Source organism: Xenorhabdus ehlersii, from assembly GCF_003610465.1.
Lineage (GTDB): Bacteria > Pseudomonadota > Gammaproteobacteria > Enterobacterales > Enterobacteriaceae > Xenorhabdus > Xenorhabdus ehlersii.
This window is the reverse complement of record NZ_RAQI01000001.1, coordinates 128,045-154,177: the sequence shown is the minus strand read 5'-3', so window position 1 is coordinate 154,177 and position 26,133 is coordinate 128,045. Positions and strand designations below refer to the sequence as shown.

Here is a 26,133-nt window from a genome sequence, read left to right as displayed (position 1 = left end):
TTGGCATATTTGTTTCGCCGACCGACACCAACCAATACTCTGAAGTGTGGATACCGTCTTATGGAGCAAAACCCGCAGTCACAGCTAAAGCTACTTGTCACCCGAGGTAAGGAGCAAGGCTATTTGACCTATGCTGAGGTCAATGACCATCTGCCGGAAGATATCGTCGATTCTGATCAGATAGAAGATATCATCCAAATGATCAATGACATGGGCATCCAGGTAATGGAAGAAGCACCTGATGCCGATGATCTCATGTTGGCAGAAAACACAAACGACACAGATGAAGACGCAGTGGAAGCGGCTGCGCAAGTGCTATCTAGTGTTGAGTCAGAAATCGGTCGTACCACCGATCCGGTTCGCATGTACATGCGCGAAATGGGTACGGTTGAACTCTTGACTCGCGAAGGTGAAATTGACATTGCAAAGCGCATTGAAGATGGCATCAACCAAGTGCAGTGCTCCGTTGCTGAATACCCTGAAGCGATTACTTACCTGTTAGAACAATACGACCGTGTTGAATCCGGCGAGAGTCGTCTGTCCGATTTGATCACGGGTTTCGTTGATCCTAACGCAGAAGAAGATCTTGCCCCAACTGCCACTCACGTTGGCTCAGAACTTCCTCAGGAAGAACTTGACGACGATGATGACGACGATGACGATGATGACGATGATGCTGACAGCGAAGAGGATAACAGCATCGATCCAGAACTCGCTCGCCAGAAATTTTCGGAACTGCGTGAACAACATGAACTGACTCGTCAGGCGATTAAGACATACGGTCGTAGTCATCCTAATTCCGCAGCAGAAATATTAACTTTATCTGAAGTCTTTAAACAGTTCCGCCTGGTACCAAAGCAGTTTGATCATCTGGTCAACAATATGCGTTCCATGATGGATCGTGTACGTCTTCAAGAGCGTCAGATCATGAAGATGTGTGTTGAACAGTGCAAAATGCCGAAGAAAATCTTCATCACGCTGTTCTCTGGCAATGAGACCACTGATACATGGTTCACCGCTGCAAAAGCAATGAACAAGCCATGGTCTGACAAGTTGCTGGAAGTTGAAGAAGAAGTTATGCGTAGCCTGCAAAAGTTACGCCAGATCGAAGAAGAAACAGGCCTGACCATTGAACAGGTCAAAGACATCAACCGTCGCATGTCAATCGGTGAAGCGAAAGCCCGCCGTGCGAAAAAAGAGATGGTTGAGGCCAACCTGCGTCTGGTGATTTCGATTGCGAAGAAATATACCAACCGTGGCCTGCAATTCCTCGATTTGATCCAGGAAGGTAATATCGGTTTGATGAAAGCGGTTGATAAATTTGAATATCGTCGTGGTTACAAATTCTCAACTTACGCAACATGGTGGATCCGTCAGGCAATCACACGTTCTATCGCGGACCAGGCACGTACTATCCGTATCCCAGTGCATATGATTGAGACCATCAACAAACTCAATCGTATTTCCCGCCAAATGTTGCAGGAAATGGGTCGTGAACCTTCACCGGAAGAACTGGCAGAACGTATGATGATGCCTGAAGACAAGATCCGCAAGGTACTGAAAATTGCCAAAGAACCCATCTCCATGGAAACCCCTGTGGGTGATGATGAAGACTCACATCTGGGCGATTTTATCGAGGATACTACTCTCGAACTGCCGCTGGATTCAGCAACTTCAGAAAGCCTGCGCGCAGCAACTCACGATGTGCTAGCTGGTCTGACTGCACGTGAAGCGAAAGTTCTGCGTATGCGTTTTGGTATCGATATGAACACTGACCATACCTTGGAAGAAGTGGGTAAACAATTTGATGTAACCCGCGAACGTATTCGTCAGATCGAAGCAAAAGCACTGCGTAAACTGCGCCATCCGAGCCGTTCTGAAGTACTGCGCAGCTTCCTTGATGACTAACCAATAAATTTGGTGATAAATCTAAAAAGCGTCTGTTTCGGCAGACGCTTTTTTATTAACGATTGCAATTTTATTCACGGAAGAATGCATAATGTTCAAATAATGGCTTAAATCCCATACGTGCATACGATGGACATCTTGCAGGAACACCATCCAGATACCATTCTTTTACACCCTGCCGTTTAGACTCACTCAGAACATGATGCATCAAAGCTGTAGCATATCCCTTACCCTGCATATCGACTAAAGTCCCAAGATCGTCAAGGCGAGCATGATCCTGCACTCGTGATAACGTCATTGCACTCACTGGTTTTTCATCTACATATAATGCATAGTGCTGGAGTTGTTTTCCGGCTAAAAGTGCTGCTTCATGGCTCTTCTGATATTGTGAAGCAATATTTTGCCCTACATTAAAAGCATTATCTATTGGAGTCGTCCAATCTGCTAAACAGTGATTGACACACCTGATATCATATTCACTGTGGAACCTATCTTCTATCTGCCAATTTTCAAGATCGAGCCGCATCGATATCAATAAACTTTCCGGATCATAAACAAACCCAGCCTGATTGCTCACTTTCTGAATATGTTCATACCCTCCAGCGGTCACAATACTAAAAGGCTGTTCACACCTTTCTTCCATTAATTGGATACCCGTTTCTAACGCCTTAACGACACTTGGATCGTTTTGGGTTACCAACAAGAAATTAAAGAGCGAACTATTTATCCCCGTCACATATGCCCACACATGTTCACTCACATGCTGATGGATCTGACTGATGGATGAGTAAAAATAATCTTCAAGTCGTAAATGGTTTAAAATGTATACTGAAGTATTATGATTATTCATATCAACTCACAAAGTGTATTATGGGAAGCAATGAAAATATGGAACATGGCTAGTAATACCCCACCAGATTACAACAAAGTACACTAAATAATCACAAAACTTATCAAAAAATAGACAGACATCACCAGAAACAGCCCGAAATGACTTATCGAATTCTTAAATAATATGAAAATATACTGACCATTGTATATAAAGTGCGCATATGAATTTTGGGGACTAGACCTAGCACCAAACTGTGCCGTATAATCCCCGCAGTTCAACGGCCCCTTAGCTCAGTGGTTAGAGCAGGCGACTCATAATCGCTTGGTCGCTGGTTCAAGTCCAGCAGGGGCCACCAAATTTATCAAGGGGTTGCATCAAAAGTGCGACCCCTTAGTTTTTTCTAGGATACCTTCTGGCAGTAGCGTGAGGTATAACTGATTAACACCGCTACGGTCATGAACCGCTGCCCGTTTCACAACCATCATAGCGCGGACGAGCTTTTCTTTATTCTTGAAGGTAACGGCACTTACCGTTTTGGCTCCAATGAACTTTCGATCGAGAAAGGTGATGTTGTAAGCGCTCCGGCGGGAGGGCAAGAGACAGCCCATCAAATAATCAACACCGGTTCAGTTCCATTGCGCTATCTTGCTATTTCAACAAATGTTTCAGCAGATGTGATTGAATATCCAGACTCGGGCAAGTTTCAGTCTGTGTTAAAGCAACAAGACGGAAAGTGATTTCATTTTGTTGGGCGGGTAAGCGACGAAGTTGATTATTGGGACGGAGAACCTGGAGCGTAACAACCTAAAGTAGTCAGGAAGACGCGATAATTAGGTAAGTGCCTCCTTGCCGATAATTCGGGGTAAGCAGGATTAATCTGACGCTGCCACTTGAAATTTATTGAGTACATATTTTCTTTCATGATATGAATAAAGTTGTTTCATTGATTATTTATGGCAAAAAAATCAATGTCCAGATTAAAATATTAATCTCATAAGTAACCATAGTGATTATTATCAATCTTTTTATCACTTACATTACTAAAAAATGCACTCACTAAATCCATTACCCTTGATATAAGCATCCGCAAAACCAATATAAAAAATCCAACTCAATATTCAATCAAATAATTTTAAATTAACAGGCCAAATAAATATCCATATACACAACCGCAGTTAATGAATCCTAAAGGCAAATAAAAAGCAGAGATAAAATCGAACAGAATTCAGCAACACACTCAATGAAATCTATAGTAAAGTGATAGTTGTAGCAGTGTTGTAAGAATTTATTTAAACTATTCTGCACAACCTAACTATTTCAAAATCTATCTTGTCTTATTTAACACGAGAAAAATAATGAAAATTTCACATAAACTATTAATCAGTCTGGCTTGCATCGTCACGCTTGCAGGCTGTGCTCGTAACGTACCAATATTAACGCCACAAACCACCATCATGACGCAGAATTCATTGCCTTCCGTAAAAAAAGCCATTTTGGAAGCAGGTAAAAAACGCAAATGGGTAATGACCGAAGTCTCTCCCGGGGTTATTGATGGCTTCCTGAAAAACCGCCAGCATGACGTACAAATACGTATCAACTACACCGCCAAAAACTACGCCATCAATTATGTCAAAAGCCATAAACTAAGAGAGAGTGATGGGAAAATTCACCGCAACTATAACCGTTGGGTCAATAACCTGGATAAAGACATTCAGTTAAACTTAGCCCTGCAGGCTAATCAATAAACACCAACTTTAAAGCCTATCCCAATCGATGAAAACATCCTGATCAGATAGGCTTTAGTTTGTTAATCTGCTTTCTGACTATAGACATATCGGATATCTGGATATATGACTGCACCCTATAATTATGACAAAGATGAATTCAGTGCACTTGAAGCGATTACAGAAGCTCAACGCATTGCTTTCGCTCCTATGCTATTTCAAACTGCAATCGGATTGCGTGATTGCGGGATTTTATCTTTCTTAGATAAAAACCATAAAAATGGTGCAACTAAAGATGAGATTTGCAGAAACTCCGAATTAGACAGCTACGGTGTGGGTATTTTGCTAGATATGGGATTGAGTGGCAAAATTATTCTCAAACAAAAGAATCGTTATTTCCTCAGTAAGATTGGGCATTACTTATTACATGACAAGATGACTCGCGTCAATATGGATTTTACTCAAGACGTCTGTTATCAAGGGCTATTTCACCTGAAAGAATCTCTTCTGAAAAATAAGCCTGCCGGATTAAAAGTGTTCGGAGAATGGTCAACTATTTATCCTGCCCTCAGCCAATTACCCGAACCTGCGAAAACAAGTTGGTTTTCATTTGACCATTTTTATTCTGATTCCGCCTTTAATGCAGCATTGAAAACAGTTTTCTCCATGAAGCCTAAAGTGATTTATGATGTTGGTGGCAATACAGGAAAATGGGCATTGCGCTGTTGCCAATATGACAGTAAAGTCAGTGTCACTATTCTGGATTTACCCCAGCAAATAAAATTGGCTGAAGAAAATATACGCAGCCAGGGAATGGCTGATCGTATTTTCGGCTATCCTGTTGACATGTTATCGGATAACAAATTACCCACAGAAGCCGATATTTGGTGGATGAGCCAATTCCTGGATTGTTTTTCCGAAACACAAATTATAGGCATTTTACGCAAGATCTCCGCAACCATGAAGCCTGATGCTCGAATTTGTATCATGGAGCTGTTTTGGGACTGCCAGCCTTTTGAAGCAGCAGCTTATAGCCTTAATGCTACCTCGCTTTATTTTACTTGTATGGCAAATGGTAATAGTCGTTTTTACAGCATTGATGATTTTACCCAATTCCTCAATAAAGCTGGGTTGGTTATAGAAAACCAAATTGATCAGTTAGGGCTGGGTCACACCTTACTGATCTGCAAGAAGAAGTAACGAACGGTATTTCATGAAATTGACATTGGATATTACAGACTGGCAAGCCATCGCCCCAGGCCTTTCTCTTACTGACGAATGGCACAAATGGTCTGCGACATTACCAGCCACTATTGATAAATCACAGCCATTAGAAAAATGTGCCCAATTACCGATGATGACAGCCCGCCGTTTAAGCTCCGGCAGTCGTCTTGCCGTGGATTGTGGCTTGAGTATCCTGCGGCGCAATCAAGTCGATGCCATTGTCTATACCAGCCGTCATGGTGAGTTGGAGCGCAATTACCAAATATTGCAGAATCTGGCGCAAAAAGAGCATGTTTCTCCAACCAATTTTGCCATGTCAGTTCATAACTCCTCTGTAGGCAATTTAACCATTGTCGCTAAGGCTCCTTTGGTTTCCTCTTCCGTTTCGGCCGGTATTGATAGTTTCCAGCAAGGGTTATTTGAAGCTTTGACACTGCTTCATGCAGGTCATCGTAAAGTCCTGCTTGTCGATTTTGAGGGTGAGATCCCCAGCTTTTATCACAATGTCATCGATACCCATACTCCAACCTATCCATTTGCGGTAGCTCTGCTGCTGGAGCAAGGTACGGGTTTGTGTTGTACAAAGCAATCTTCAACGGAAACAGAGCCGAGTCTGCCTCAAGGCCTCCAGTTTCTTCATGGCTGGCTACAAGGAGAACAGAACTTTATTGTTTCAGGGGATCATTGCCGGTGGCATTGGAGTCGATAAGATGATGAAAAGGATTTCAGTCAATATCACTGAACGCATTAACTGGCTCTGGCGTCTGCTCATGACCGGATTCTGTTTTATCCTGTTTGGCGTAGGTGGGTTACTACTCTCTCTTATTTGGTTTAACTTATTGCTGGTTTTCCAACGCAATGAAGATAAGCGTTGCCACCTTGCACGCCATAGCATTTCATGCAGTTTTCGTCTGTTCCTTTTTTTGACCAGAAAATTGGGGATACTGGATTACCATTTCAATGGATTGGATAAAATCCGTATGGATAAAGGTTGCCTGATTGTCGCTAATCACCCCACTTTGCTGGATTACGTTATTCTGGCATCAAAATTGCCAGATGTGGATTGCATCGTAAAATCGGCATTACGGCGCAATCCCTTTGTCAGCGGCGTAATCCGCTCTGCACGTTACCTGATCAACAGGGATGCAGAAACTTTGCTTCCTGTCTGTCGCGAGCGACTGGCTTCTGGTCACAATATCCTGATTTTCCCTGAAGGAACCCGCACGACCCCCGGACAGCCTATTTCACTGCAACGTGGAGCCGCCAATATCGCCGTGAGATGTGAGTGCGATTTACGGATCATACATATTACTTGCAGCCAAACGATGCTGGATAAAAAAAGCAAGTGGTATCAAGTCCCACCGAAAAAACCTATTTATACGATCACTATTGGTGAACAACTCACCAATGAAAATTTTGCTGTTGATATAGAAAACGGGCATGCCATCGCTGCTCGCCAACTCAATCGCCAGCTTACTCAATTACTAACACCATCAAACTAATAGACGTCGGATACGATGATGCAAGAGTTACATATTGAAATAAAACAATTAATTATAGACACCCTGAATTTGGAAGATCTTACACCTGCGGATATTGAAACCGATGCCCCCCTGTTCGGCGACGGATTAGGCTTAGATTCAATCGATGCTCTGGAACTGGGGCTGGCAGTAAAAAACCGTTATGGCATCGTATTATCCTCTGAAAGCGAAGAAATGCGTCAACACTTCGCTTCTGTCGCCACGCTGGCAGCTTACATCCAGTCACAGCAAGCATAAGAACAGGTGTCATCATGGAAACACAAGCAATTTTTCAGGAAGTCTCCCAATTATTAGTTCAGTTGTTTGAGCTGTCTCCCGAAGACATTACGCCTGAATCACGACTCTATGAAGATCTGGAACTCGATAGCATTGACGCCGTTGATATGGTTGTACATTTACAGAAGAAAACTGGGCGAAAGATCAAACCCGAAGCATTCAAGTCTGTTCGTACCGTACAGGACGTCGTGGATGCCGTGGAACAATTGTTGAAAGAACAATAATCAGCAAACATTTGGGTAGTTAATTGAATCTGTTGCTTTTATTGCTCCGTATTGCCAATGCCGTCATGTTAATCGCCTGGCCTTTTTTGGTCTGGGCGATGGTTAACTATGGGCAATTTCATGCCATGTTGATTGTTATTATTCTGTTTTTTGTTTTGCGATTATTAGCAAGCAAACAGCAAACTCACAATCAACAAAAAACCGGCTGGATATTATCCATAGCAGGAATAACGTTAGGGATAGCCAGCTTATTGCTGCGCAACCACCAACTTCTTATGTACTACCCTGTGGTTGTTAATGCCGTTTTACTGATTCTGTTTAGCAGCTCATTGCGTTACGGGCCACCTATCATTGAAAGGATGGCCCGTATCAAAGAACCTGATTTACCCCCAAAGGGGATTATCTATACACGGAAAGTGACGTACATCTGGTGCCTGTTCTTTATGTTCAATGGTGCAGTGTCACTGGGAACTTGCTTGTATAACAATATGACCCTATGGACATTGTGGAACGGAATGGTGAGTTATCTATTAATTGGATTGCTCGTTTCCATTGAATGGCTGGTACGCCAACGGGTAAAAAAATGATGAAAGCACAACCTATATCCCAATGGCTATCAGAGGATAATTGTTCCAACCGATTAGTCAGTTGGGGCAATCACGCTATCAGTTTGAATAAACTTCAGCAGGATGTGACCGCGTTATATTTACGCCTGAAAAACCTGCACCTAGAAGATCCAAAACACACCGCTTTCCGCTGGGCTCTCTGTTTTGACGATAGCTATTACTTCTGTGTCGCACTGCTGGCAACACTGCATGCCGGCCAAATTCCTGTTATTCCCGGTCATTGTCGTGAAGCGCAATTGCAGGAGCAGCAGCCTCTGTTTGATGGTGTGTTGACAGACTTACCCCTGACCTTGTCCTGTCCTTGCTGGCAGATCATATCGTCTGACCCAGAAATTGATGCTAGCGAACAAGCCTCACTTAACATCACATTGCCAGCCATCTCACCGGATGCCACTTTGGTGATGTTCACTTCTGGTTCTACGGGTATTCCTCAACAAGTGTCCAAACCCATTGCCGTCATGGATCTTGAATCCCAGTGGCTGGCTTCGCTGTGGGGAGATAAGTTGCAATCCTGCGTGGTCAGAGCTTCAGTCAGCCACCAGCATTTGTATGGTTTAACTTTCCGCATCTGGCTGCCAATGTCATTGGGTTTACCATTCGATCGTAAAATGGTGGAATTTCCTGAGCAGCTGACCAATAGCCCACGTTGTGCGCTGATCAGTAGCCCTGCTTTTCTGCAACGGCTAGATGAGAAACTCCCCGCTCCTGATTGCACATTTGTCGTTTCTGCGGGTGGACCTTTGCCTTTTGCCGATGCGAAACGAACAATGCAGTGGCTCAACACGCCTCCTAATGAAATTTATGGCTGTACCGAAACAGGCATCGTGGCTTGGCGAAACCGTAAAACGGACAATGAGGCCTGGACAACATTTGAAGGAGTTTCACTCCAGCAAGATGAAGAAAAGAATGTACGCGTCTATTCTCCCCTTCTTCCTGAGCCTTTTGGTCTGGTTCTGGACGATCAGTTTGCCTTCGATAGCCAGGGTAACTTTGCTTTATTAGGGCGCCGAGATCGTCTGGTGAAAATTGAAGAAAAACGCATTTCCCTGTCAGAAATCGAACGTCGGCTGTGTGAAATTTCTGGGATCATTGACGCGGCTGTATTACCTATTAATCGAGGTAAACGCAATAGCATTGGTGCGGTCGTCGTTTTAGATCATGAAACCAACAAGCTTTATCAACAACAAGGAATTCGCGAACTGTCACAAAATTGGCGTCATCAGTTAAAGCCTTGGCTGGAATCTGTCGCATTGCCACGTTATTGGCGAGCCGTTGAAACCATTCCCTTGAATGCCCAAAGCAAGCGCTCATGGCCTGCATTACAGGAACTATTTAATGAAACCCATTGAAATTCATCGCGAGCAACCTGCCCCAAATGAGATCACTGTACAACTGTATTTAGATCCCAATTTGGACTGGTTCCGGGGGCATTTTCCCATTCAGCCACTTCTGCCGGGAGTAGCTCAAATCGATTGGGTCATGCATTACGCCCAAACCTTGTTGGTACCGAACTGGTCTTTCTCTTCGATTGAAATGGTGAAATTCCAGTTCCCTCTGCAACCAGGCGATAAACTGCGATTGAACATCAAATGGGACGAAAAAAAGAACCTCCTAACCTTCCATTATGACGTAGCAGCCCAGAACGGAAGCGAAGGCCAGACTGCAAGCCAGGGAAAAATAAAGCTATGTCAGTGAGTGTGAATACGATTACACCCTGTGTGATTATTCCTTGTTATAACCACGGCATAACCATGCCTGCGGTACTGGAAAGGTTATCCCCTTATCATCTCCACTGTTTTATCGTGGATGATGGCAGTGAAGCCGATACTCAACACCGTCTTGAGAATTTAGCCAAATCCGTTCCTAATGTAACACTTATCCGCCTTACACATAATCAGGGCAAGGGTGGTGCCGTCATGGCAGGAATGCGGGCAGCCGCGGATTCAGGGTATAGCCATGCTTTACAAGTTGATGCCGATGGTCAACATTGCCTTGAAGATATTCCTCTATTTTTGGCAAAGGCGCAGCAGTATCCCGATCACTTAATTTCCGGCAGTCCTAAATATGATGTTTCCGTACCAAAATCCCGTCTTTATGGACGCTATATCACCCATTTCTGGGTTTGGGTGGAAACACTTTCTTTGTCTATTAAAGACAGTATGTGTGGCTTTCGTGTCTATCCATTGATACCCACGCTACAACTGTTGGCTAACAAAGATGTCGGTCATCGCATGGATTTTGATATTGAAATCATGGTACGGCTTTATTGGCAGGGAACAGAAAGTAAATTTGTGCCAACAAAAGTCACTTACCCTGAAAATGGTTTATCCCATTTTGATGCTTTGAGAGATAACCTCAGCATTTCATGGATGCATACCCGCCTGTTTTTCGGCATGTTACCGCGCATACCTTCATTATTATGGCGTAAACGATTATGGCGTAATCACTGCCATTGGTCAGATATTCAAGAACGCAAAGGGTTGTTAGGCATGAAGTTCATGCTGACGGTCTATCGATGGTTCGGACGCAAGCCTTTTGAGTGGTTGCTCTACCCTGTTGTTGGCTATTTTTGGGCAACTGGCGGCTCACAACGTCAGGCATCCAGCCAATACCTTGAAAGACTAAAACAAACCTTGCAGCACAAAGGTATTGCTATTCCACCAGACCTTGATAGTTACCGCCACTACCTGCGTTTTGGCAGAGCCATGCTGGATAAAATCGCAAGCTGGCGTGGTGATCTGAAATGGGGAAAAGATATTGAGTTTGCGCAGGGTGCAGAACAAACGCTTTTGGATGGCGACTCAGGTGGGAAACTGCTGCTCGTTTCACATTTGGGAGACATTGAAGTCTGCCGGGCACTGGCACAACAAGCGGGTAAACAGACTATCAATGCATTGGTTTTTACTGAACATGCTCAACGTTTCAAACAGATCATTGAAGAAGTTTCACCACAAGCGGGGATCAATTTATTGCCCGTCACGGATGTAGGAGCCGATACCGCTATCATGCTGAAAGAAAAAATTGACGCTGGCGAATGGGTCGCCATTGTCGGTGATCGGATTGCCGTTAATCCCGCCAGAGGTAACTCCCAGCGCATTGTATGGAGCCAATTTCTCGGTCATCCTGCCCCCTTTCCGCAAGGGCCATTTATCCTTGCTGCCGTGTTGCGTTGCCCAGTGTTGTTGATGTTCGCTCTCCGGCAAAATAACCAATTCAAAATTTATTGTGAGCACTTTGCCAATCCCCTGGAACTGCCACGTAAACAAAGAGAACAGGCGTTACAGCAAGCTGTGGATCTCTACGCTTCCCGCCTGGAACATTATGCCCTGCAATCCCCGCTCGATTGGTTTAACTTTTTCGATTTTTGGCAATTACCGTCTGCCCGAACCAATAAGGAATAAAAATGCTGACCGATCCTCGTTTTACTGCCGAGATTGAACTCACTGTGCCATTTCATGATGCTGATCCAATGGGCGTTGTTTGGCATGGAAATTACTTTCGCTATTTTGAAATTGCCCGTGAAGCACTGATGAATCAACTCAATTATGGTTATCGAGAAATGCGTGAATCCGGCTATGTTTGGCCTGTCGTTGACGCCAAAATCAAGTACCGTGCCCCAGTACTCTTTGAACAAAAAATACGTATCAGAGCCACTATCGAAGAGTTTGAAAACCGCCTGAAAATTGCTTATCAGATTTTTAATGCAGCAAGTGGCAAAAAAACAACCGCAGGCTACACCATTCAGGTCGCCGTTTCTAAAGAAACACAAGAAATGAGCTTTGTCAGCCCAGACATTCTATTCGAACGTATGGGGGTCAGACCGTGAAAAAATGGCACTGGATACTGCTGTTCCTGACAACAAGTTTTATGACAATCAATAACATGGCATATGCCATTACCCTTGAGGAATTACAACAGCGGTTTGCTCATCAGCCGGTTGTGCGAGCGAACTTCACACAAGTACGGCAAATTCAGGGTATGCCTCATCCTTTGTCTTCCAGTGGTGAAATGCTGGTTTCACAACATAAAGGGCTATGGTGGCATCAGCAAAAACCGTTTCCACTGACCCTGTTACTGGATGACAACCATATGGTGCAAGTCATGTCAGGGCAAGCACCACAGGTGATCACCGCTGATTCCAATCCACAAATGTTTCAGTTCAACCACTTGATGCGTGCCCTGTTTCAGACCGATCGGGCAGTGCTGGAAGAAAATTTCAAAACCGAATTCAACGATCTTGGGCAAGAAAAATGGCGCTTGATACTGACACCTAAAACGTCTCCTTTGGATAAACTTTTCACCGCAATTACGCTAAACGGCCAAACTAACCTTGATGCTATTTTACTGACCGATCGTCAAGGTGATCGTACCGAACTCTCTTTTACCCAACACCGATTAACACCAGAGACTCTAAGTCATGAAGAAGAACAATACTTCAAATTCTGAGCCACATCTGTTGGCACTACTCTGGCTGTTAACATGCACTATCCTTCTGATATTGCTGGCATTCTTATTACCTCAATCCCGCCTATCTACCAGCGTATTAGCCTTATTGCCTGCACAAAGTGCCGGAAACATGCCACCTGCCTTGCAAGAAGAGTTCATGCAACGCCTTGATCGCCAATTGGTGTGGATGGTTAGCCCTGGAAAAAAAGAGGATACCACCCCTGCCCAATACTGGCTGGAGTATTTGCAAAAAACACCATTTCTGACCAATGTCAAAGGGCCAATGACAGCAGAGCAACAACAAGCATGGGGGCGTTTTTACTATGAACACCGCAATGCGATGCTCGATCCTGCTACCCGTGACAGACTGAAAGATGGAGGCAATCAACAGGCAAACTGGATACTGTCTCAGGTTTATTCCGCTTTTTCTGGTGTCAGCGGGCAAGAACTTAATAATGACCCCTTAATGCTGGTCAGAGGCTCACAGCTGGCACTCCAGCAGACATCCAGCCAGTTGCGGCTCCAAAATGGCTGGTTAGTTGCCAAAGATAATGCCGGAAGAAGCTGGTATTTACTTCATGGAGAGCTAAAAAGCTCTTCCTTTGATATGCAGCAAGGCCATCATGCTGTCACTGAATTGAGTAAGTTGCAGCAGTCTCTGGAAGCTCAATTTCCTGATGCCAAAGTGATTTCACGGGGCACCCTGTTTTACAGCGATTACGCTACCCAACAGGCAAAACACGATATTTCAACATTGGGCAGCGCCACAGTGCTTGGTGTATTGCTACTCATCTATGGTGTTTTTCGCTCCCTGAAACCTTTATTGCTGTGCGTTCTATCCATCAGTATCGGTGCCTTAGCAGGGACTGTAGTGACTTTGGGTGTCTTTGGCGAACTTCATTTCATGACGCTGGTAATGAGCATCAGTATCATCGGCATTTCTGCTGACTATGCTATTTACTATCTAACAGAACGCATGGTACATGGTCAGGAAGTGACGTCGTGGCAAAGTATGCGAAAGGTCTTGCCTGCCTTATTAATGGCATTGGCAACAACCGTTATTGCCTATCTCATCATGATGTTTGCGCCTTTTCCTGGCCTGCGCCAATTGGCTGTATTTGCTGCTGCAGGTTTAACCGCTTCTTGTTTGACTGTCGTCTGCTGGTATCCGCGACTTGCTAAAAACCTGCCCGTGCGCCCCATTCCGGCTATGATCATGTTAATGCGTTGGCTGGCGTTATGGAGACACAATCGGCTGTTTTATATGGGATTGCCCACAATATTGGCGATTTTTGCCGTGCTGGGAATTTCCCGTTTACAAATCAATGATGACATTGCCCAATTACAGGCTCTGCCACAGGATATTCATCAACAGGAAAAACGCATTGCAGCACTAACCGGACAGCGAAGTGATCAGAAATGGTTCGTTATTTATGGTGATAATGCAGAACAAACGCTGCAACGGCTGGAATCCTTTATTCCCAAATTGGATGCAGAAAAACAGCAAGGGAATATCAGCCATTACCAACGATTCCCTCTCTCCTCTCTTGCTCAGCAACATCAGGATCTTGCTCTGCTCAAGACCGCCAGCCCCAATATCGTTGCTCGCCTGACAGAAGCAGGTTTAATAGTGAAACAGCCCGATATTCACGCTATGACCGTCACACCGAATGACTGGCTCAATAGTGTCGTCAGTGAAGGTTGGCGTTTGATGTGGATAACCCTGCCAAATGGTCACAGCGGCGTGCTGCTTCCCGTAAATGGCATTAAAAACAGTGTATTGATGCGCCAATTGGCAGAAAACCAGAAAGGAGTGAGTTGGGTTGATCGCAAACTGGCTTTCGATGAGATGTTTCAGTTTTATCGAACCCTACTTGGCTGGTTGTTGGCAGGTTCAGTCATGCTGATCGCCATCAGTTACATAGCACGGCTTGGTCCGCGTCGTGGTGTCATCAGCATATTACCATCACTGCTGTCCCTTGGCTGTGGACTGGCCGTTCTCGGTTTTAGTGGTCATAGCCTTAACTTATTTTCGATATTAGCTCTGGTTCTGGTGCTTGGCATTGGCATCAATTACACCCTGTTTTTCAGCAATCCTCGCAGTACTCCGCTGACTTCTCTATTAGCCATCAGCGTAGCAATGTGTACGTCATTGCTCACACTGGGCATGTTGATGTTCAGTAGCACCCAGGCAATCAGTAGCTTTGGCATCGTGTTGTGCAGCGGGGTCTTGACTGCTTTCCTGCTATCACCGCTGGCAATAGCGAAACGCCAAAAAAGGAAAAAGCAATTATGATACGGTTATTCATCCTGTCTCTGACCTGCCTGCTGGCAGCTTGTACGAACGCTCCGCAAAACGGCACACCCAGCGCATGGCTGAAACCAGGTGTACGCGTTGCATTACCAGAGCCGACCATAACGCCTGCCATTAATGAACAGCAACTGTTAACAGCTACAGTAAAAGGCAAACAACAATCATTGATTGTGCTGCTTGATGCCAATGAGCAACACTTGTCATTGGCGGGGTTGTCTTCGCTGGGTATCCGGTTGTTCAAATTAGATTACGACAAAAATGGCGTTCATACCGAACAATCCATTATCTTGCCAGAACTTCCCCCTGCCAACCAAGTCCTGGCCGATATTATGTTCAGTTACTGGCCTGCTTCCGCCTGGCAAAACCGACTGCCCGATGGCTGGAGGCTCAAGGATAGCGGTAATCTCCGCCAACTGCATGACAAAAAAGGGAAATTAATCACAGAAATTCATTATGATACTCAAAATGGCAAACGACGCCCGATTCGCGTCCAGCAATTCGTTTTCGGTTATGACATCGCCATTCAGCATCTGGAAGAGTAAAACATGATTTATATTTCTGCTGTGGGTATGCTCAATGCCTTGGGCAATAATGTGGATGAGATTGCGCAGAATCTAGTGCTCAATCAAGCGCCTGGTATGTATGAACGTGCAGGCTGGTTACAACCCGACAAAACCTGCTGCCTGGGCGGCGTTGACGGTGAACTACCCGTCATTCCTGACAGCCTGTTTCAGCATAACAGCCGTAATAATCGTTTGTTACTGGCTGCCTTGATGCAAATAAAACCACAAGTGGACGAAGCCATCGCTCGTTATGGTCAGGAACGCATCGCTGTAATTATGGGAACCAGCACATCCGGCCTCAACGAAGGTGATCAGCATGTCAGCCGCACAATTCATCAACAATCAATGCATCAGCAATACGATGAGCATTACCATTATTACCAACAAGAGTTGGGCGATCCTTCCCGCTTTCTTGCTAGTTACCTGAGTATTGATGGGCCTGCATTTACCCTCTCTACCGCCTGTTCATCCAGTTCACGGGCGATTATCAGTGGTCAACGCTTGATTGAAATGGGGCTGGTGGATGTCGCCATTGTTGGTGGTGCGGACACATTGAGCCGTATGCCAATCAATGGGTTCAATAGCCTGGAATCCATTTCCCCAACCTTATGTGAACCTTTTTGTGAGGAGCGCCAGGGCATTACTATTGGAGAAGCCTCAACATTACTGCTGCTAACACGGGAACCTCAGCCGATAGCCTTACTCGGCGTAGGAGAATCAAGCGACGCATGGCATATGTCAGCCCCTCATCCTGAAGGGAAAGGTGCCATTGAAGCAATCAACATGGCACTGGGAAGTGCCGGACTCTCTCCGGCCGAGATCGGTTATATTAACCTGCACGGAACAGGCACGAAATTAAATGATCAGATGGAATCGATTGTTATCAATCAGATTTTTGGTGAACACACGCCATGCAGCTCCACCAAGTATCTAACCGGCCATACTCTTGGCGCCGCAGGTGCCTGTGAAGCCGGACTTTGCTGGCTACTGCTAACACATAACTTGCCACTGCCTGCGCAGGATTTTTCACGCTCAAGCATAGATACTTCATTGCCTGCTTGTGGCTTGCTAAGCCAACCACAACCACTGAAAAAACCGATTGTCATGTCAAATTCTTTTGCCTTTGGTGGCAACAATACCAGCCTGATATTGGGAGTGGCATAATGTCTGACTACTTATCGGTAGATCGTTATCTCCCACATGAAGCGCCCATGGTGTTACTGGAAAAGGTGATCAACGTATCCAGCAACCATGTCCATTGTCAGGTCACAGTCAGCCAAGATGGAGTTTTATCCCCTTTTCTCAATGAAGAAGGCCATTTGCCGGGTTGGTTTGCCATTGAAATCATGGCCCAGACCATTGGGGTCTGGTCTGGCTGGCACCGCAGGGAAAGAAAAGAGGAAGATTCCGCACTGGGCATGTTACTGGGCGGGCGTGCAGTACGGTGCCAAGTACCCACGTTCATACCAGGTAGTGTATTGGATATCCAGATGAATTTATTACTGCAAGATGAAAAATTTGGCAGTTTTGAAGGTGAAATCAGTTGCAATGGCACTGTACTGGTGACAGGCCGTCTGAACACCTACCAACCTAACAAAACAGAACTCACACAACTCATAAATAAACAGGATGGAGTAGCATAATGCGTTCAGTTCTCGTGACTGGTGCCAGCAAAGGGATAGGCAGAGCGATTGCCTGCCAACTGGCGGCAGATGGTTTTACTGTCATCGTGCATTATCACCGCGACGCTAAAGGCGCGGAAGAGACACTGGAACACATTCAGGCAAACGGGGGGAGTGGTCGTATTCTGAATTTTGATGTTTCAGATCGAACAACCTGCCGTGAAAAACTGGAAAAAGACATCGAAACTCACGGCGCTTACTATGGCATCATCTGCAATGCCGGGATAGCCAAAGATGGTGCTTTCCCAGCCCTGGAAGGCAATGACTGGGACAGTGTCATTCATACCAATTTAGATGGCTTCTACAATGTTATTCACCCTTGCATCATGCCGATGATCGGCTTACGTCAGGGAGGACGAATCATTACCTTATCATCCGTATCTGGTTTGATGGGCAACCGTGGACAAGTCAATTACAGCGCAGCTAAAGCAGGGATTATCGGCGCAACAAAAGCGCTGGCAATCGAATTGGCGAAAAGAAAAATCACCGTGAACTGTATTGCACCAGGCTTGATTGGGACAGACATGATTCAAATGGAAGAAGTGGCTTTAAAAGAAGCGATGAATATGATCCCAATGAAACGCATAGGACAAGTGGAAGAAGTGGCTGGTCTTGCCAGCTACCTGATGTCTGATATTGCGGGATATGTAACCCGTCAAGTTATCTCAATCAACGGAGGGATGCTATGAAGTACGATGCGATATTCCAGCCTCGCAGGGTAGTGATTACGGGAATGGGCGGCATTACCGCATTGGGGCACAATTGGCAATCTGTTTCCACAGGATTGAAAGCAGGCATTAATGCCGTTCAACAGATGCCAGCATGGGCAGAATATGATGGGCTTAATACCCATCTTGGGGCACCGGTTACGGATTTTATTTTACCCGAACATTATACCCGCAAACGCATTCGTTCTATGGGACGTGTTTCCCTGATGTCAACGCGTGCCACAGAGCTGGCCTTAGAGATGGCGGGCTTGCTCAATGATCCAATACTGACTAACGGAGAAACGGGTATTGCCTATGGTTCTTCTACGGGCAGTACTAAACCTGTCAGCGAATTTGCCACCATGCTGACTGAAAAACACACTAATAACATCACAGGCACAACCTATGTGCAAATGATGCCCCATACGACTGCGGTTAACACAGGTCTGTTCTTTGGCTTACGTGGCAGAGTGATCCCAACCTCAAGTGCCTGTACATCTGGCAGTCAAGCAATTGGGTACGCTTGGGAAGCTATCCGCCATGGTTATCAAACTGTTATGGTCGCAGGTGGCGCTGAAGAGTTGTGTCCATCCGAAGCGGCAGTATTTGATACGCTGTTCGCCACCAGCCAGAAAAATGCAGTGCCGAAAACCACACCTTCTCCATTTGATGTTAACCGTGATGGACTGGTAATTGGTGAAGGTGCGGGTACATTGATCCTTGAAGAATTGGAGCACGCCAAAGCACGTGGTGCCAAGATTTATGGTGAAATCATCGGATTTGCCACTAACTGTGATGCTTCCCATATTACCCAACCAAAATCGGAAACCATGCAGATATGCATTGAAATGGCACTGAAATCAGCAAGCTTGCAGCCAGCCGATATCGGTTATATCAGCGCTCACGGTACTGCAACCGATCGGGGAGATGTGGCAGAGAGTCAAGCGACTGCCAATATTTTTGGCAACCAAACACCTATCTCTTCACTGAAAAGCTATTTCGGCCATACGCTGGGCGCGTGTGGTGCCCTTGAAGCATGGTTGAGCCTGGAAATGATGAATGAAGGCTGGTTTGCCCCAACAATCAATCTCAACGAGATTGATCCCGCTTGTGGCGAATTGGATTACATTATGCACCAGCCCCGTAAAATCCAAACCGAGTTTATCCAAAGCAATAACTTTGCCTTTGGTGGAATCAATACCTCGATGGTGATCCGACGTTGGGTTTAATTTGAGGGAACTTAAGGCCACTCTATGGTGGCCTCAGATCACTAACTCCATTCGAAATAATGGGTGAAAGCCTGACCATTTACTCAGATTATGTGTAGTCATTAAAAATTTCAATGTATATGAAGGGAATTGGTCCCATAATCGATGTCATGTTCTTGGTAAAAAACGCCAGTCGAAATGACATACCGAATATTAACCCCGTTCAACGTTATCTGTTTTACCTTGTCTGGATTATTGGTAAGTCAATCAATTTGCTCAATACCAAGCGCTTCAATAATTTCACATGCAACTTTATACTCTCTGAGGTCATTAGCACAACCTAGCAAGTTATTGACGATATAAGTATCCACCTTTTTCATTTATCAGGTTTATTGATTCTTTTAGTTGTTCCTCACAATCGCATTTCTGTGCGCCAAACAGCTCCCCCCAGGCAACAATTTTTAACTTAAAATTCACATCTTTCAATTAAATTTCACCAATCCCTCATAAATAACAACATTATGTTAGCGAAGTGATTTTTTAGGGCGAGAGCGAGTTTCTTGATGTGAGTGTCGATGTAACACACTTGGTGAAAATATCCCCTTTTCCATAAATCTTTTCATTCATAAGTATCAGTTTTTCTCGTTGTATCTCTTTGTGAGAAAAGTCTATAGTCCGCACCACTCAAGGTTATTGAGTGACATACCTACTGCTTAAATCACCAAGATATATTCCAGTCCTTGGCATATATCGTGACCGCCATTCGGCAAAAACGTGATAAGAAGCAGCGCATTTCTGGCTGATTTTTTATGTGGAGACGACAGTAGTGAAACTGCTGCGCAAGAATGACAGTGCATTTGTACCTGTCGCCGGCTTGACTGTTTTTGCAATTGCTTCTGGTTACCTAATGAGCTTGATTCCTCTGTCGATGGCAAGTTTCAGCATTGACACGGTTTATGCCAGTTGGTTAGCCAGTGCTTATTATGCCGGTTTATTAATCGGTTCAATGATGATTGAGCCTGTTATCGCCAGGATAGGTCACCGTCTTTCATTCATTGTTTTTTTGTTGCTTTTGTCAGCGACTGTCATTGTATTGCCTTTTTTTGCAAATAAAGAAATTTGGTTACTTGTGCGATGCATTGCCGGCGTAGCCGTTGCCGGTGTCTTTGTCGTGGTCGAATCTTGGTTATTGATCGGCGATAACCCCAAAGAACGCGCTAAACGCCTAAGCTTTTATATGACTTCCCTTTACGGTGGAACAACTGTAGGGCAATTATTAATTGGGTCTATTGGTACTCAGGGGATGATCCCCTTTATAGTGATTTCGGCACTGCTGTTTGTCGCGATTTTGCCCCCATTATTCGTGCGTCATGGTCAGCCTCCCGCTCTCCACCACCAAAGTATATCCCTGAGAAAGATCACTGAATTCAGTAAACCCGCGATCGTTGGCTGCATAACATCGGGTATTGTTATGGGTACGATCTATGGTTTGATGCCTCTATCTCTCAGCCAGAGTCATTTCAGTGCCGAGCAAGTCGGTGTATTGATGGCAGCCATTATTTTGGGTGGAATGGTCATACAACCGATTATCAGCAAGCTGTCCGTCATCATGAGCAAAACGTTTCTATTGGCAATGGTCTCATTATTGGGTGTATTCGCCGTAGGACTGACTTATCTCGTTGAACATTACATTGTCATGATAGTGGCATTGGCTCTTTTGGGAATGTCGTCTTTTGCGCTGTATCCCATTGCGATCACCCTTGCTTGTGACAAGCTGGATGCGTCCTATATTGTAGCGGCAAGCCAGGTCATGTTGTTAAGTTACAGTATCGGTTCCGCCATTGGACCACTGGGAGCAGGCCATTTTATGCTACAACACTACTTTAAAGTTCAACACAATGGGTTGATGAGTTTCTTTTTCATCGTGTTATTGGCGACCGCGATGTATATGCTGCTGGCGAGCTTGTGCCGCAAAGACCGTGTATTGGCAAGCTAGTGAAAAAATAAGCTGGATTTATATGAAAGCGTCGTAATTTTCGGCGCTTTTTTTATTTTTAATCTCTGTGTAGAATCTTCCAGACTGGTTATTGACAATACCAAGCATATTCTCACCAAAAACAACAGAAAAATTTAGGGATATGAAATGAAAATACAACAAGCCACCAAAGCTGATTTTTTGACACTAATCCAGATTTGGGAAGCCTCTGTACTTGCTACGCATGATTTCTTACCCAAGGCCATGATTGAGGTTTTACGCCCACAAATCCTTAACGATTATTTGCCCAATCTTACTGTTTATAAGGCGGTAGATAGACAAGATAATATCGTAGGATTTATTAGTACCGATCAACATCGAGTAGAAATGTTGTTTATTGCGCCACAAGCGCGGGGAACAGGGTTCGGTAAGATGTTATTGCAATTTGCTATTAATGAATTACAGATCAACGAGTTGGATGTAAACGAGCAAAATACACAAGGCATCGGCTTCTACCAATATATGGGATTTCAGGTATTTTCTCGTTCAGAGCTTGATGGACAAGGGAATCCATTTCCTTTATTACATATGAAACTGGCTTGAGCCTCAGAATGTTAAAAAAGAAAAATACATAAATAAGATAAATACATAAAATTAAAATATCATTTAAGGAATAATGTATTAAATAAAAATAAATTTAAAGTAATGGCATATTTTGTAAACATTTGAGTAGAATTTGATAAATCAATGATATAATGAGGCCTTTCTATCCCCCATCACCTTTCAATTTACAGCTTTGCCGGCTACGTCCATTCCCCTTAGTCACGTAGTTCTAAACACAGAGTTCGCTATATTCTTGGGGAGTTGTTCTCTTGCCACCGCGCTACAACTTGAAATCCAGTGGGTATAAATATTTTTTATTTTTGTCGAGTTTGAGTATTAATGAGTAATTTACAACACCCTTCGTCTTCAGGAATGAAGCTGTTTGCTGACCTTATCGGAAAACGTACTATGCCAGGGGTATATTGGCATTCCTCCAGCTACCGCGCTAAATTTGCTCTACGCAGTCTCCTGACTCCTGTTTCTACATTAAAACTTTTGAATGGAATAACCAGAACGCCGCATTATTTGGATATTCTGAAAAAACAACCCAGTTGGCCTTGCAAATTGCATCGCCCATACTTAAGTATTAATTTTAAGCGCAACCAGATTGTCGGTGCCCTGAATGATCATTATCAAATATTATTCAAACAGTTAGAATCCACGATTATTAGTCGGATTTTTGATGTTAATGCTTATTTACTGGCAACCATTGAAGGGAAAAATGAAACATTTTTGATATATATTGATGCACTGGATAACCTGAATAAAGAAGGTGAACTCTCTCTATATATGACTACCACGGAGAATGTCATTCTGGCTAAGTGTGCATTCACTTTATTAACGATTGATGGCAAACAGACACTCTTTATTGGTGCACTACAGGGGCCAACTAAAGGGGATAATTCTCTGGAGATTATCCGCCATGCAACTAAAGAGTGTTATGGATTATTCCCCAAACGCCTGTTGATTGAGGCTATTTGTCGTTTTGCCGATCATATGAATTGTGAGCAGATCTTGGCAGCCAGTAATGAGACTCATATCTACCGTAGCATCCGTTATTGGCATAAAAAGAAAAATCAGATGGTGGCCGATTACAATTCTTTCTGGGAATCGCTAAGTGGTGTCAGAAAGGAAAATAATGAATTCCATCTACCATCATGTATAGAAAGAAAATCTTTGGATGAGATCCCCAGTAAAAAACGCGCCGAATATCGCCGTCGCTACCAATTACTGGATGATCTGGAAAACGATATCAAGGCATCCCTGAAAGCCGCCTGACTTCCTGCCAGAAAGAAATACCAATTAGGCACTCAACGTGGCTTCGTCATTAACCATGTAAGATGCGTTTTAATGGCGGGCCATTCATTGAACAGAATGCTATAAACACAAGTATCCCTTATCGAACCATCTTTGGCCCGCAGGTGATGACGCAAAATACCATCCAGTTTTGCTCCCAATCGTTCGATCGCCTTACGGCTTTGATGATTTAAAAAATGAGTACGGAGTTCCACTGCCACACACTCCAGTTCCTCAAATGCGTACTGCAACAGTAAAAACTTTGCTTCCGTATTAATCGCAGTGCGTTGGACAGAATGCGCATACCATGTAGAACCAATTTCCAATCTGGGAATATTCGCATCAATATTCATATAAGTTGTCATGCCAACTGCCATCCCCGTTGCATTATTGATGACAGCAAAAGGCAACATACTTCCCCTGGTATGCAGGGTTAAACGACGTTCAATTTCCGCCTGGACATTGACAGGATCAGGCACACTGGCATACCACAGCTTATGTAACTGCCCATCCTCAATAGCACGAACAAATTCATCATGTCTATCATGTAACAAAGGCATTAAAGTCACACTTTTTCCAGTTAACGTAACCCAATCTGTTATTTTTCCCATAATTACCTTCCCCCATACTTATTTCTATCACACTTAAAGCTTAATTCCGCCATTCTTATTCATCATTCCGTAAGAATATATTCACAGTATGCACAGTTAAAAACATGCGACAATCATAAATAAGAGGAATTTCTCGCCTCAATAGATTTTCATTAAGATACGATTGAAGCTCTATTTCATGATATTTGTCACAATCAATTAACAAAGTGGTTCCAATAATGCCGGAACTGTCTAAATTTAATCATCATCTCATCCGACCACTTAGCTGTTTAGCTTCATACGGAAAACAATAATATTTCTTGAGCTACCAAATATTTGATGGAGAATGCAATGAGCAATTACCCTCACCTGCTTGCACCGCTGGATTTGGGCTTTACCACACTAAAAAACCGTGTATTGATGGGTTCAATGCACACGGGGCTTGAAGAACATCCCGACGGTGCCCAACGTTTAGCCCAATTTTATGCAGAACGGGCAGCCGGAGGCGTCGCACTGATTGTGACCGGTGGTATCTCACCAAACCCTCAGGGCGTTGCCGCCGCAGGAGCAAGCATCCTGAATAGTGAAGACCACCTGCCCCACCACAAGCTGATTACAGAGGCGGTACATCAGGCCGGGGGAAAGATTGCTTTACAAATCCTGCATGCCGGACGCTACAGCTATCAGAAAAATTCCGTAGCGCCTTCGGCCATTCAAGCGCCTATTAGCCCCTTTATACCGAGAGAAATGTCTGAGAATGACATCCAACAGACAATCAAGGATTTTGCCCACTGTGCCCAACTGGCACAACAAGCCGGCTATGATGGCGTAGAAATCATGGGTTCAGAAGGTTATCTCATCAATCAATTTCTGGTCACACGCACCAATCATCGACAGGATAAATGGGGAGGAACTTTCGAAAATCGCATGCGCTTTGCGCTAGAAATTGTCAAAGCTGTCCGCGCTATCACGAGGGAGCGTTTTATCATTATTTACCGCCTTTCTATGCTGGATTTAGTGGAAGATGGCTCCAATTGGCAAGAGATCGAACAACTGGCACGGGAGATTGAAAAAGCAGGGGCATCCATTATCAATACTGGCATCGGCTGGCATGAAGCCCGTATCCCAACAATTGCAACGATGGTACCCAGAGCCGGATTTAGCTGGGTTACACAAAAGTTGATGGGGAAAGTCAGCATCCCTTTAATTACAACCAACCGCATCAACAGTCCCCAGGTTGCCGAACAAGTTCTCAGTGAAGGCTGCGCCGATATGGTTTCTATGGCGCGCCCGTTTCTCGCTGATGCCGAATTTGTATTGAAAGCTGAACAAAACCGCGCTGATGAAATCAATACCTGCATAGGCTGTAACCAAGCCTGTCTGGACAGGATCTTTGTCGGCAAGCTGACGTCTTGTCTGGTCAATCCACGTGCCTGCCATGAAACCGAATTTATTGCCGCTCCTGTCATAGCCCCCAAAACCATTGCTGTTATCGGTGCCGGACCAGCGGGATTATCCTTTGCTGTCACAGCAGCCAGCCGAGGACACCATGTCACGCTGTTTGAACGAGAAAACCAAATCGGCGGACAGTTTAATATCGCCAAACAGATCCCCGGTAAAGAAGAATTCCATGAAACTTTACGTTATTTTGAACGCCAATTAGCATTGAACGGCGTCGAAGTATGCCTCAACCATACGGCAACTGCCGACCAACTTTTATCGTTTGATGAAGTTGTCATCGCGACAGGGATCAGGCCACGCATCCCCAATATTGATGGTATTGAACATGAAAAGGTACTGACTTACCTTGATGTATTGAAACATAAACAGCAAGTCGGAAAACGTATCGCCATTATTGGTGCTGGAGGTATTGGTTTTGATACTGCTGAGTATCTGAGTCAAAGCGGACAAAGCACCAGCTTAAGCAGCCATGCTTTCAGCCATGAGTGGGGAATTGATCGGACAATTATGCATAAGGGAGGATTACGGCCAGAAGGTGCACAAGTCGAGCGTTCTCCTCGTAAAATCTATCTGCTGCAACGCAAGGATTCCAAGGTCGGGGATGGCTTAGGAAAAACCACAGGTTGGGTGCATAAAACTAGCCTGTTAATGCGAGGCGTCACTATGTTAAACAGCGTTCAATATTTGAAAATTGATGATCAGGGATTGCATATCCGTCGAGGCGATAAACAACAATGTCTGGAAGTAGATAATGTGATTATTTGCGCAGGACAAGAGCCATTGAAAGCACTCTATCAACCGTTACAAACAATGGGGAAAAGTGTACACCTCATTGGTGGAGCAGATATTGCCGCTGAATTAGATGCACGCAGGGCAATCGCACAAGGAGTTCAATTGGCGCTTAAAGTGTAGATCAAATCTAAAAACAAGAAC

The 26,133-nt window shown here is 44.5% G+C and carries 26 protein-coding genes and 1 tRNA gene; 25 read left to right on the top strand and 2 right to left on the bottom strand.

What is annotated here, in order from left to right; genetic code table 11:
- Window positions 1-60: 60 nt before the first annotated feature.
- Window positions 61-1,908, top strand: a complete 1,848-nt coding sequence (gene rpoD, locus BDE27_RS00705) for an RNA polymerase sigma factor RpoD (protein WP_099130779.1) — start codon at window positions 61-63, stop codon at window positions 1,906-1,908.
- Between the two features lie 70 nt (window positions 1,909-1,978).
- On the opposite strand, the gene BDE27_RS00700 is transcribed toward rpoD, so the two are convergent.
- Window positions 1,979-2,758, bottom strand: coding sequence for a GNAT family N-acetyltransferase (locus tag BDE27_RS00700; protein ID WP_099130780.1), 780 nt, complete (start codon window positions 2,756-2,758; stop codon window positions 1,979-1,981).
- 261 nt (window positions 2,759-3,019) lie between these two features.
- Between BDE27_RS00700 and BDE27_RS00695 the strand changes: the two genes are divergently transcribed.
- The 23 genes from BDE27_RS00695 (at window position 3,020) to BDE27_RS00575 (ending at window position 23,131) form a co-directional block, all read left to right on the top strand.
- A tRNA-Ile gene (locus tag BDE27_RS00695) sits at window positions 3,020-3,095 on the top strand.
- Between the two features lie 100 nt (window positions 3,096-3,195).
- Window positions 3,196-3,477, top strand: coding sequence for a cupin domain-containing protein (locus BDE27_RS00690; RefSeq protein ID WP_099130781.1), 282 nt, complete (start codon window positions 3,196-3,198; stop codon window positions 3,475-3,477).
- Between the two features lie 618 nt (window positions 3,478-4,095).
- Window positions 4,096-4,485: a hypothetical protein gene (locus BDE27_RS00685; RefSeq protein ID WP_099130782.1), complete on the top strand. Its 390-nt coding sequence runs from the start codon at window positions 4,096-4,098 to the stop codon at window positions 4,483-4,485.
- A gap of 105 nt (window positions 4,486-4,590) precedes the next feature.
- Entirely contained in the window at window positions 4,591-5,664 is a 1,074-nt protein-coding gene (locus BDE27_RS00680; protein WP_099130783.1) for a methyltransferase, read from the top strand.
- Window positions 5,665-5,677: 13 nt separating this feature from the next.
- Window positions 5,678-6,397 carry a beta-ketoacyl synthase chain length factor gene (locus BDE27_RS00675; protein WP_099130784.1) on the top strand — a complete coding sequence of 240 codons (720 nt, stop codon included), beginning with the start codon at window positions 5,678-5,680 and terminating at the stop codon, window positions 6,395-6,397.
- Window position 6,398: 1 nt separating this feature from the next.
- Window positions 6,399-7,190, top strand: coding sequence for a lysophospholipid acyltransferase family protein (locus BDE27_RS00670; RefSeq protein WP_420882883.1), 792 nt, complete (start codon window positions 6,399-6,401; stop codon window positions 7,188-7,190).
- Between the two features lie 18 nt (window positions 7,191-7,208).
- The gene (locus BDE27_RS00665; RefSeq protein WP_099130785.1) at window positions 7,209-7,466 is read left to right on the top strand and encodes a phosphopantetheine-binding protein; all 258 of its coding nucleotides are present in this window, start codon (window positions 7,209-7,211) and stop codon (window positions 7,464-7,466) included.
- 14 nt (window positions 7,467-7,480) lie between these two features.
- Window positions 7,481-7,729 (top strand): acyl carrier protein, encoded by a 249-nt coding sequence (locus BDE27_RS00660; RefSeq protein ID WP_222941528.1) that lies wholly within the window; start codon window positions 7,481-7,483, stop codon window positions 7,727-7,729.
- A 23-nt stretch (window positions 7,730-7,752) separates the two neighbouring features.
- Entirely contained in the window at window positions 7,753-8,316 is a 564-nt protein-coding gene (locus tag BDE27_RS00655; protein WP_244208646.1) for a COG4648 family protein, read from the top strand.
- Complete coding sequence (locus BDE27_RS00650; protein ID WP_099130787.1) at window positions 8,313-9,704, top strand: AMP-binding protein; 1,392 nt, start codon at window positions 8,313-8,315, stop codon at window positions 9,702-9,704. Before BDE27_RS00655 ends, BDE27_RS00650 begins: the two co-directional genes overlap by 4 nt.
- On the top strand, window positions 9,691-10,050 hold the full coding sequence (locus tag BDE27_RS00645; RefSeq protein ID WP_099130788.1) for a 3-hydroxyacyl-ACP dehydratase FabZ family protein: 360 nt from the start codon (window positions 9,691-9,693) through the stop codon (window positions 10,048-10,050). Before BDE27_RS00650 ends, BDE27_RS00645 begins: the two co-directional genes overlap by 14 nt.
- Window positions 10,041-11,756 carry a glycosyltransferase family 2 protein gene (locus BDE27_RS00640; RefSeq protein ID WP_099130789.1) on the top strand — a complete coding sequence of 572 codons (1,716 nt, stop codon included), beginning with the start codon at window positions 10,041-10,043 and terminating at the stop codon, window positions 11,754-11,756. The genes BDE27_RS00645 and BDE27_RS00640 overlap by 10 nt, the downstream gene beginning before the upstream one ends.
- A gap of 2 nt (window positions 11,757-11,758) precedes the next feature.
- Window positions 11,759-12,181: an acyl-CoA thioesterase gene (locus tag BDE27_RS00635; RefSeq protein ID WP_099130790.1), complete on the top strand. Its 423-nt coding sequence runs from the start codon at window positions 11,759-11,761 to the stop codon at window positions 12,179-12,181.
- A 41-nt stretch (window positions 12,182-12,222) separates the two neighbouring features.
- Window positions 12,223-12,801 carry an outer membrane lipoprotein carrier protein LolA gene (locus BDE27_RS00630; protein WP_099130960.1) on the top strand — a complete coding sequence of 193 codons (579 nt, stop codon included), beginning with the start codon at window positions 12,223-12,225 and terminating at the stop codon, window positions 12,799-12,801.
- Window positions 12,773-15,097: an MMPL family transporter gene (locus BDE27_RS00625; protein ID WP_099130791.1), complete on the top strand. Its 2,325-nt coding sequence runs from the start codon at window positions 12,773-12,775 to the stop codon at window positions 15,095-15,097. Before BDE27_RS00630 ends, BDE27_RS00625 begins: the two co-directional genes overlap by 29 nt.
- Window positions 15,094-15,657: a DUF3261 domain-containing protein gene (locus BDE27_RS00620; protein ID WP_099130792.1), complete on the top strand. Its 564-nt coding sequence runs from the start codon at window positions 15,094-15,096 to the stop codon at window positions 15,655-15,657. The genes BDE27_RS00625 and BDE27_RS00620 overlap by 4 nt, the downstream gene beginning before the upstream one ends.
- A gap of 3 nt (window positions 15,658-15,660) precedes the next feature.
- Complete coding sequence (locus BDE27_RS00615) at window positions 15,661-16,842, top strand: beta-ketoacyl-[acyl-carrier-protein] synthase family protein (RefSeq protein ID WP_099130793.1); 1,182 nt, start codon at window positions 15,661-15,663, stop codon at window positions 16,840-16,842.
- Entirely contained in the window at window positions 16,842-17,321 is a 480-nt protein-coding gene (locus tag BDE27_RS00610; RefSeq protein ID WP_099130794.1) for a hotdog family protein, read from the top strand. Before BDE27_RS00615 ends, BDE27_RS00610 begins: the two co-directional genes overlap by 1 nt.
- A complete protein-coding gene (locus tag BDE27_RS00605; RefSeq protein WP_099130795.1) occupies window positions 17,318-18,049 on the top strand; it encodes a 3-ketoacyl-ACP reductase FabG2 in 732 nt (243 codons plus the stop codon). The genes BDE27_RS00610 and BDE27_RS00605 overlap by 4 nt, the downstream gene beginning before the upstream one ends.
- The gene (locus BDE27_RS00600; RefSeq protein WP_099130796.1) at window positions 18,046-19,296 is read left to right on the top strand and encodes a beta-ketoacyl-ACP synthase; all 1,251 of its coding nucleotides are present in this window, start codon (window positions 18,046-18,048) and stop codon (window positions 19,294-19,296) included. Before BDE27_RS00605 ends, BDE27_RS00600 begins: the two co-directional genes overlap by 4 nt.
- Window positions 19,297-20,101: 805 nt before the next feature.
- Window positions 20,102-21,271 carry an MFS transporter gene (locus BDE27_RS00585; protein ID WP_099130797.1) on the top strand — a complete coding sequence of 390 codons (1,170 nt, stop codon included), beginning with the start codon at window positions 20,102-20,104 and terminating at the stop codon, window positions 21,269-21,271.
- Between the two features lie 147 nt (window positions 21,272-21,418).
- On the top strand, window positions 21,419-21,853 hold the full coding sequence (locus BDE27_RS00580) for a GNAT family N-acetyltransferase (RefSeq protein ID WP_099130798.1): 435 nt from the start codon (window positions 21,419-21,421) through the stop codon (window positions 21,851-21,853).
- A 339-nt stretch (window positions 21,854-22,192) separates the two neighbouring features.
- Window positions 22,193-23,131, top strand: coding sequence for a VirK/YbjX family protein (locus BDE27_RS00575; RefSeq protein ID WP_099130799.1), 939 nt, complete (start codon window positions 22,193-22,195; stop codon window positions 23,129-23,131).
- A 32-nt stretch (window positions 23,132-23,163) separates the two neighbouring features.
- Here the strand turns inward: BDE27_RS00575 and BDE27_RS00570 are convergent, their stop codons facing one another.
- The gene (locus BDE27_RS00570; RefSeq protein WP_099130800.1) at window positions 23,164-23,760 is read right to left on the bottom strand and encodes a GNAT family N-acetyltransferase; all 597 of its coding nucleotides are present in this window, start codon (window positions 23,758-23,760) and stop codon (window positions 23,164-23,166) included.
- 330 nt (window positions 23,761-24,090) lie between these two features.
- Here BDE27_RS00570 and BDE27_RS00565 point away from each other — a divergent pair, with 330 nt between their 5' ends.
- Window positions 24,091-26,112, top strand: coding sequence for an oxidoreductase (locus BDE27_RS00565; protein WP_099130801.1), 2,022 nt, complete (start codon window positions 24,091-24,093; stop codon window positions 26,110-26,112).
- Window positions 26,113-26,133 lie beyond the last annotated feature (21 nt).

What these genes read in the sequence shown, in the direction of transcription:
- rpoD (WP_099130779.1), top strand. Translation starts at nt 61, where the DNA reads ATGGAGCAAAACCCGCAGTCACAGCTAAAGCTACTTGTCACCCGAGGT.
- BDE27_RS00700 (WP_099130780.1), bottom strand. Translation starts at nt 2,758, where the DNA reads ATGAATAATCATAATACTTCAGTATACATTTTAAACCATTTACGACTT.
- BDE27_RS00690 (WP_099130781.1), top strand. Translation starts at nt 3,196, where the DNA reads ATGAACCGCTGCCCGTTTCACAACCATCATAGCGCGGACGAGCTTTTC.
- BDE27_RS00685 (WP_099130782.1), top strand. Translation starts at nt 4,096, where the DNA reads ATGAAAATTTCACATAAACTATTAATCAGTCTGGCTTGCATCGTCACG.
- BDE27_RS00680 (WP_099130783.1), top strand. Translation starts at nt 4,591, where the DNA reads ATGACTGCACCCTATAATTATGACAAAGATGAATTCAGTGCACTTGAA.
- BDE27_RS00675 (WP_099130784.1), top strand. Translation starts at nt 5,678, where the DNA reads ATGAAATTGACATTGGATATTACAGACTGGCAAGCCATCGCCCCAGGC.
- BDE27_RS00670 (WP_420882883.1), top strand. Translation starts at nt 6,399, where the DNA reads ATGATGAAAAGGATTTCAGTCAATATCACTGAACGCATTAACTGGCTC.
- BDE27_RS00665 (WP_099130785.1), top strand. Translation starts at nt 7,209, where the DNA reads ATGCAAGAGTTACATATTGAAATAAAACAATTAATTATAGACACCCTG.
- BDE27_RS00660 (WP_222941528.1), top strand. Translation starts at nt 7,481, where the DNA reads ATGGAAACACAAGCAATTTTTCAGGAAGTCTCCCAATTATTAGTTCAG.
- BDE27_RS00650 (WP_099130787.1), top strand. Translation starts at nt 8,313, where the DNA reads ATGATGAAAGCACAACCTATATCCCAATGGCTATCAGAGGATAATTGT.
- BDE27_RS00645 (WP_099130788.1), top strand. Translation starts at nt 9,691, where the DNA reads ATGAAACCCATTGAAATTCATCGCGAGCAACCTGCCCCAAATGAGATC.
- BDE27_RS00640 (WP_099130789.1), top strand. Translation starts at nt 10,041, where the DNA reads ATGTCAGTGAGTGTGAATACGATTACACCCTGTGTGATTATTCCTTGT.
- BDE27_RS00635 (WP_099130790.1), top strand. Translation starts at nt 11,759, where the DNA reads ATGCTGACCGATCCTCGTTTTACTGCCGAGATTGAACTCACTGTGCCA.
- BDE27_RS00630 (WP_099130960.1), top strand. Translation starts at nt 12,223, where the DNA reads ATGACAATCAATAACATGGCATATGCCATTACCCTTGAGGAATTACAA.
- BDE27_RS00625 (WP_099130791.1), top strand. Translation starts at nt 12,773, where the DNA reads ATGAAGAAGAACAATACTTCAAATTCTGAGCCACATCTGTTGGCACTA.
- BDE27_RS00620 (WP_099130792.1), top strand. Translation starts at nt 15,094, where the DNA reads ATGATACGGTTATTCATCCTGTCTCTGACCTGCCTGCTGGCAGCTTGT.
- BDE27_RS00615 (WP_099130793.1), top strand. Translation starts at nt 15,661, where the DNA reads ATGATTTATATTTCTGCTGTGGGTATGCTCAATGCCTTGGGCAATAAT.
- BDE27_RS00610 (WP_099130794.1), top strand. Translation starts at nt 16,842, where the DNA reads ATGTCTGACTACTTATCGGTAGATCGTTATCTCCCACATGAAGCGCCC.
- BDE27_RS00600 (WP_099130796.1), top strand. Translation starts at nt 18,046, where the DNA reads ATGAAGTACGATGCGATATTCCAGCCTCGCAGGGTAGTGATTACGGGA.
- BDE27_RS00580 (WP_099130798.1), top strand. Translation starts at nt 21,419, where the DNA reads ATGAAAATACAACAAGCCACCAAAGCTGATTTTTTGACACTAATCCAG.
- BDE27_RS00575 (WP_099130799.1), top strand. Translation starts at nt 22,193, where the DNA reads ATGAGTAATTTACAACACCCTTCGTCTTCAGGAATGAAGCTGTTTGCT.
- BDE27_RS00570 (WP_099130800.1), bottom strand. Translation starts at nt 23,760, where the DNA reads ATGGGAAAAATAACAGATTGGGTTACGTTAACTGGAAAAAGTGTGACT.
- BDE27_RS00565 (WP_099130801.1), top strand. Translation starts at nt 24,091, where the DNA reads ATGAGCAATTACCCTCACCTGCTTGCACCGCTGGATTTGGGCTTTACC.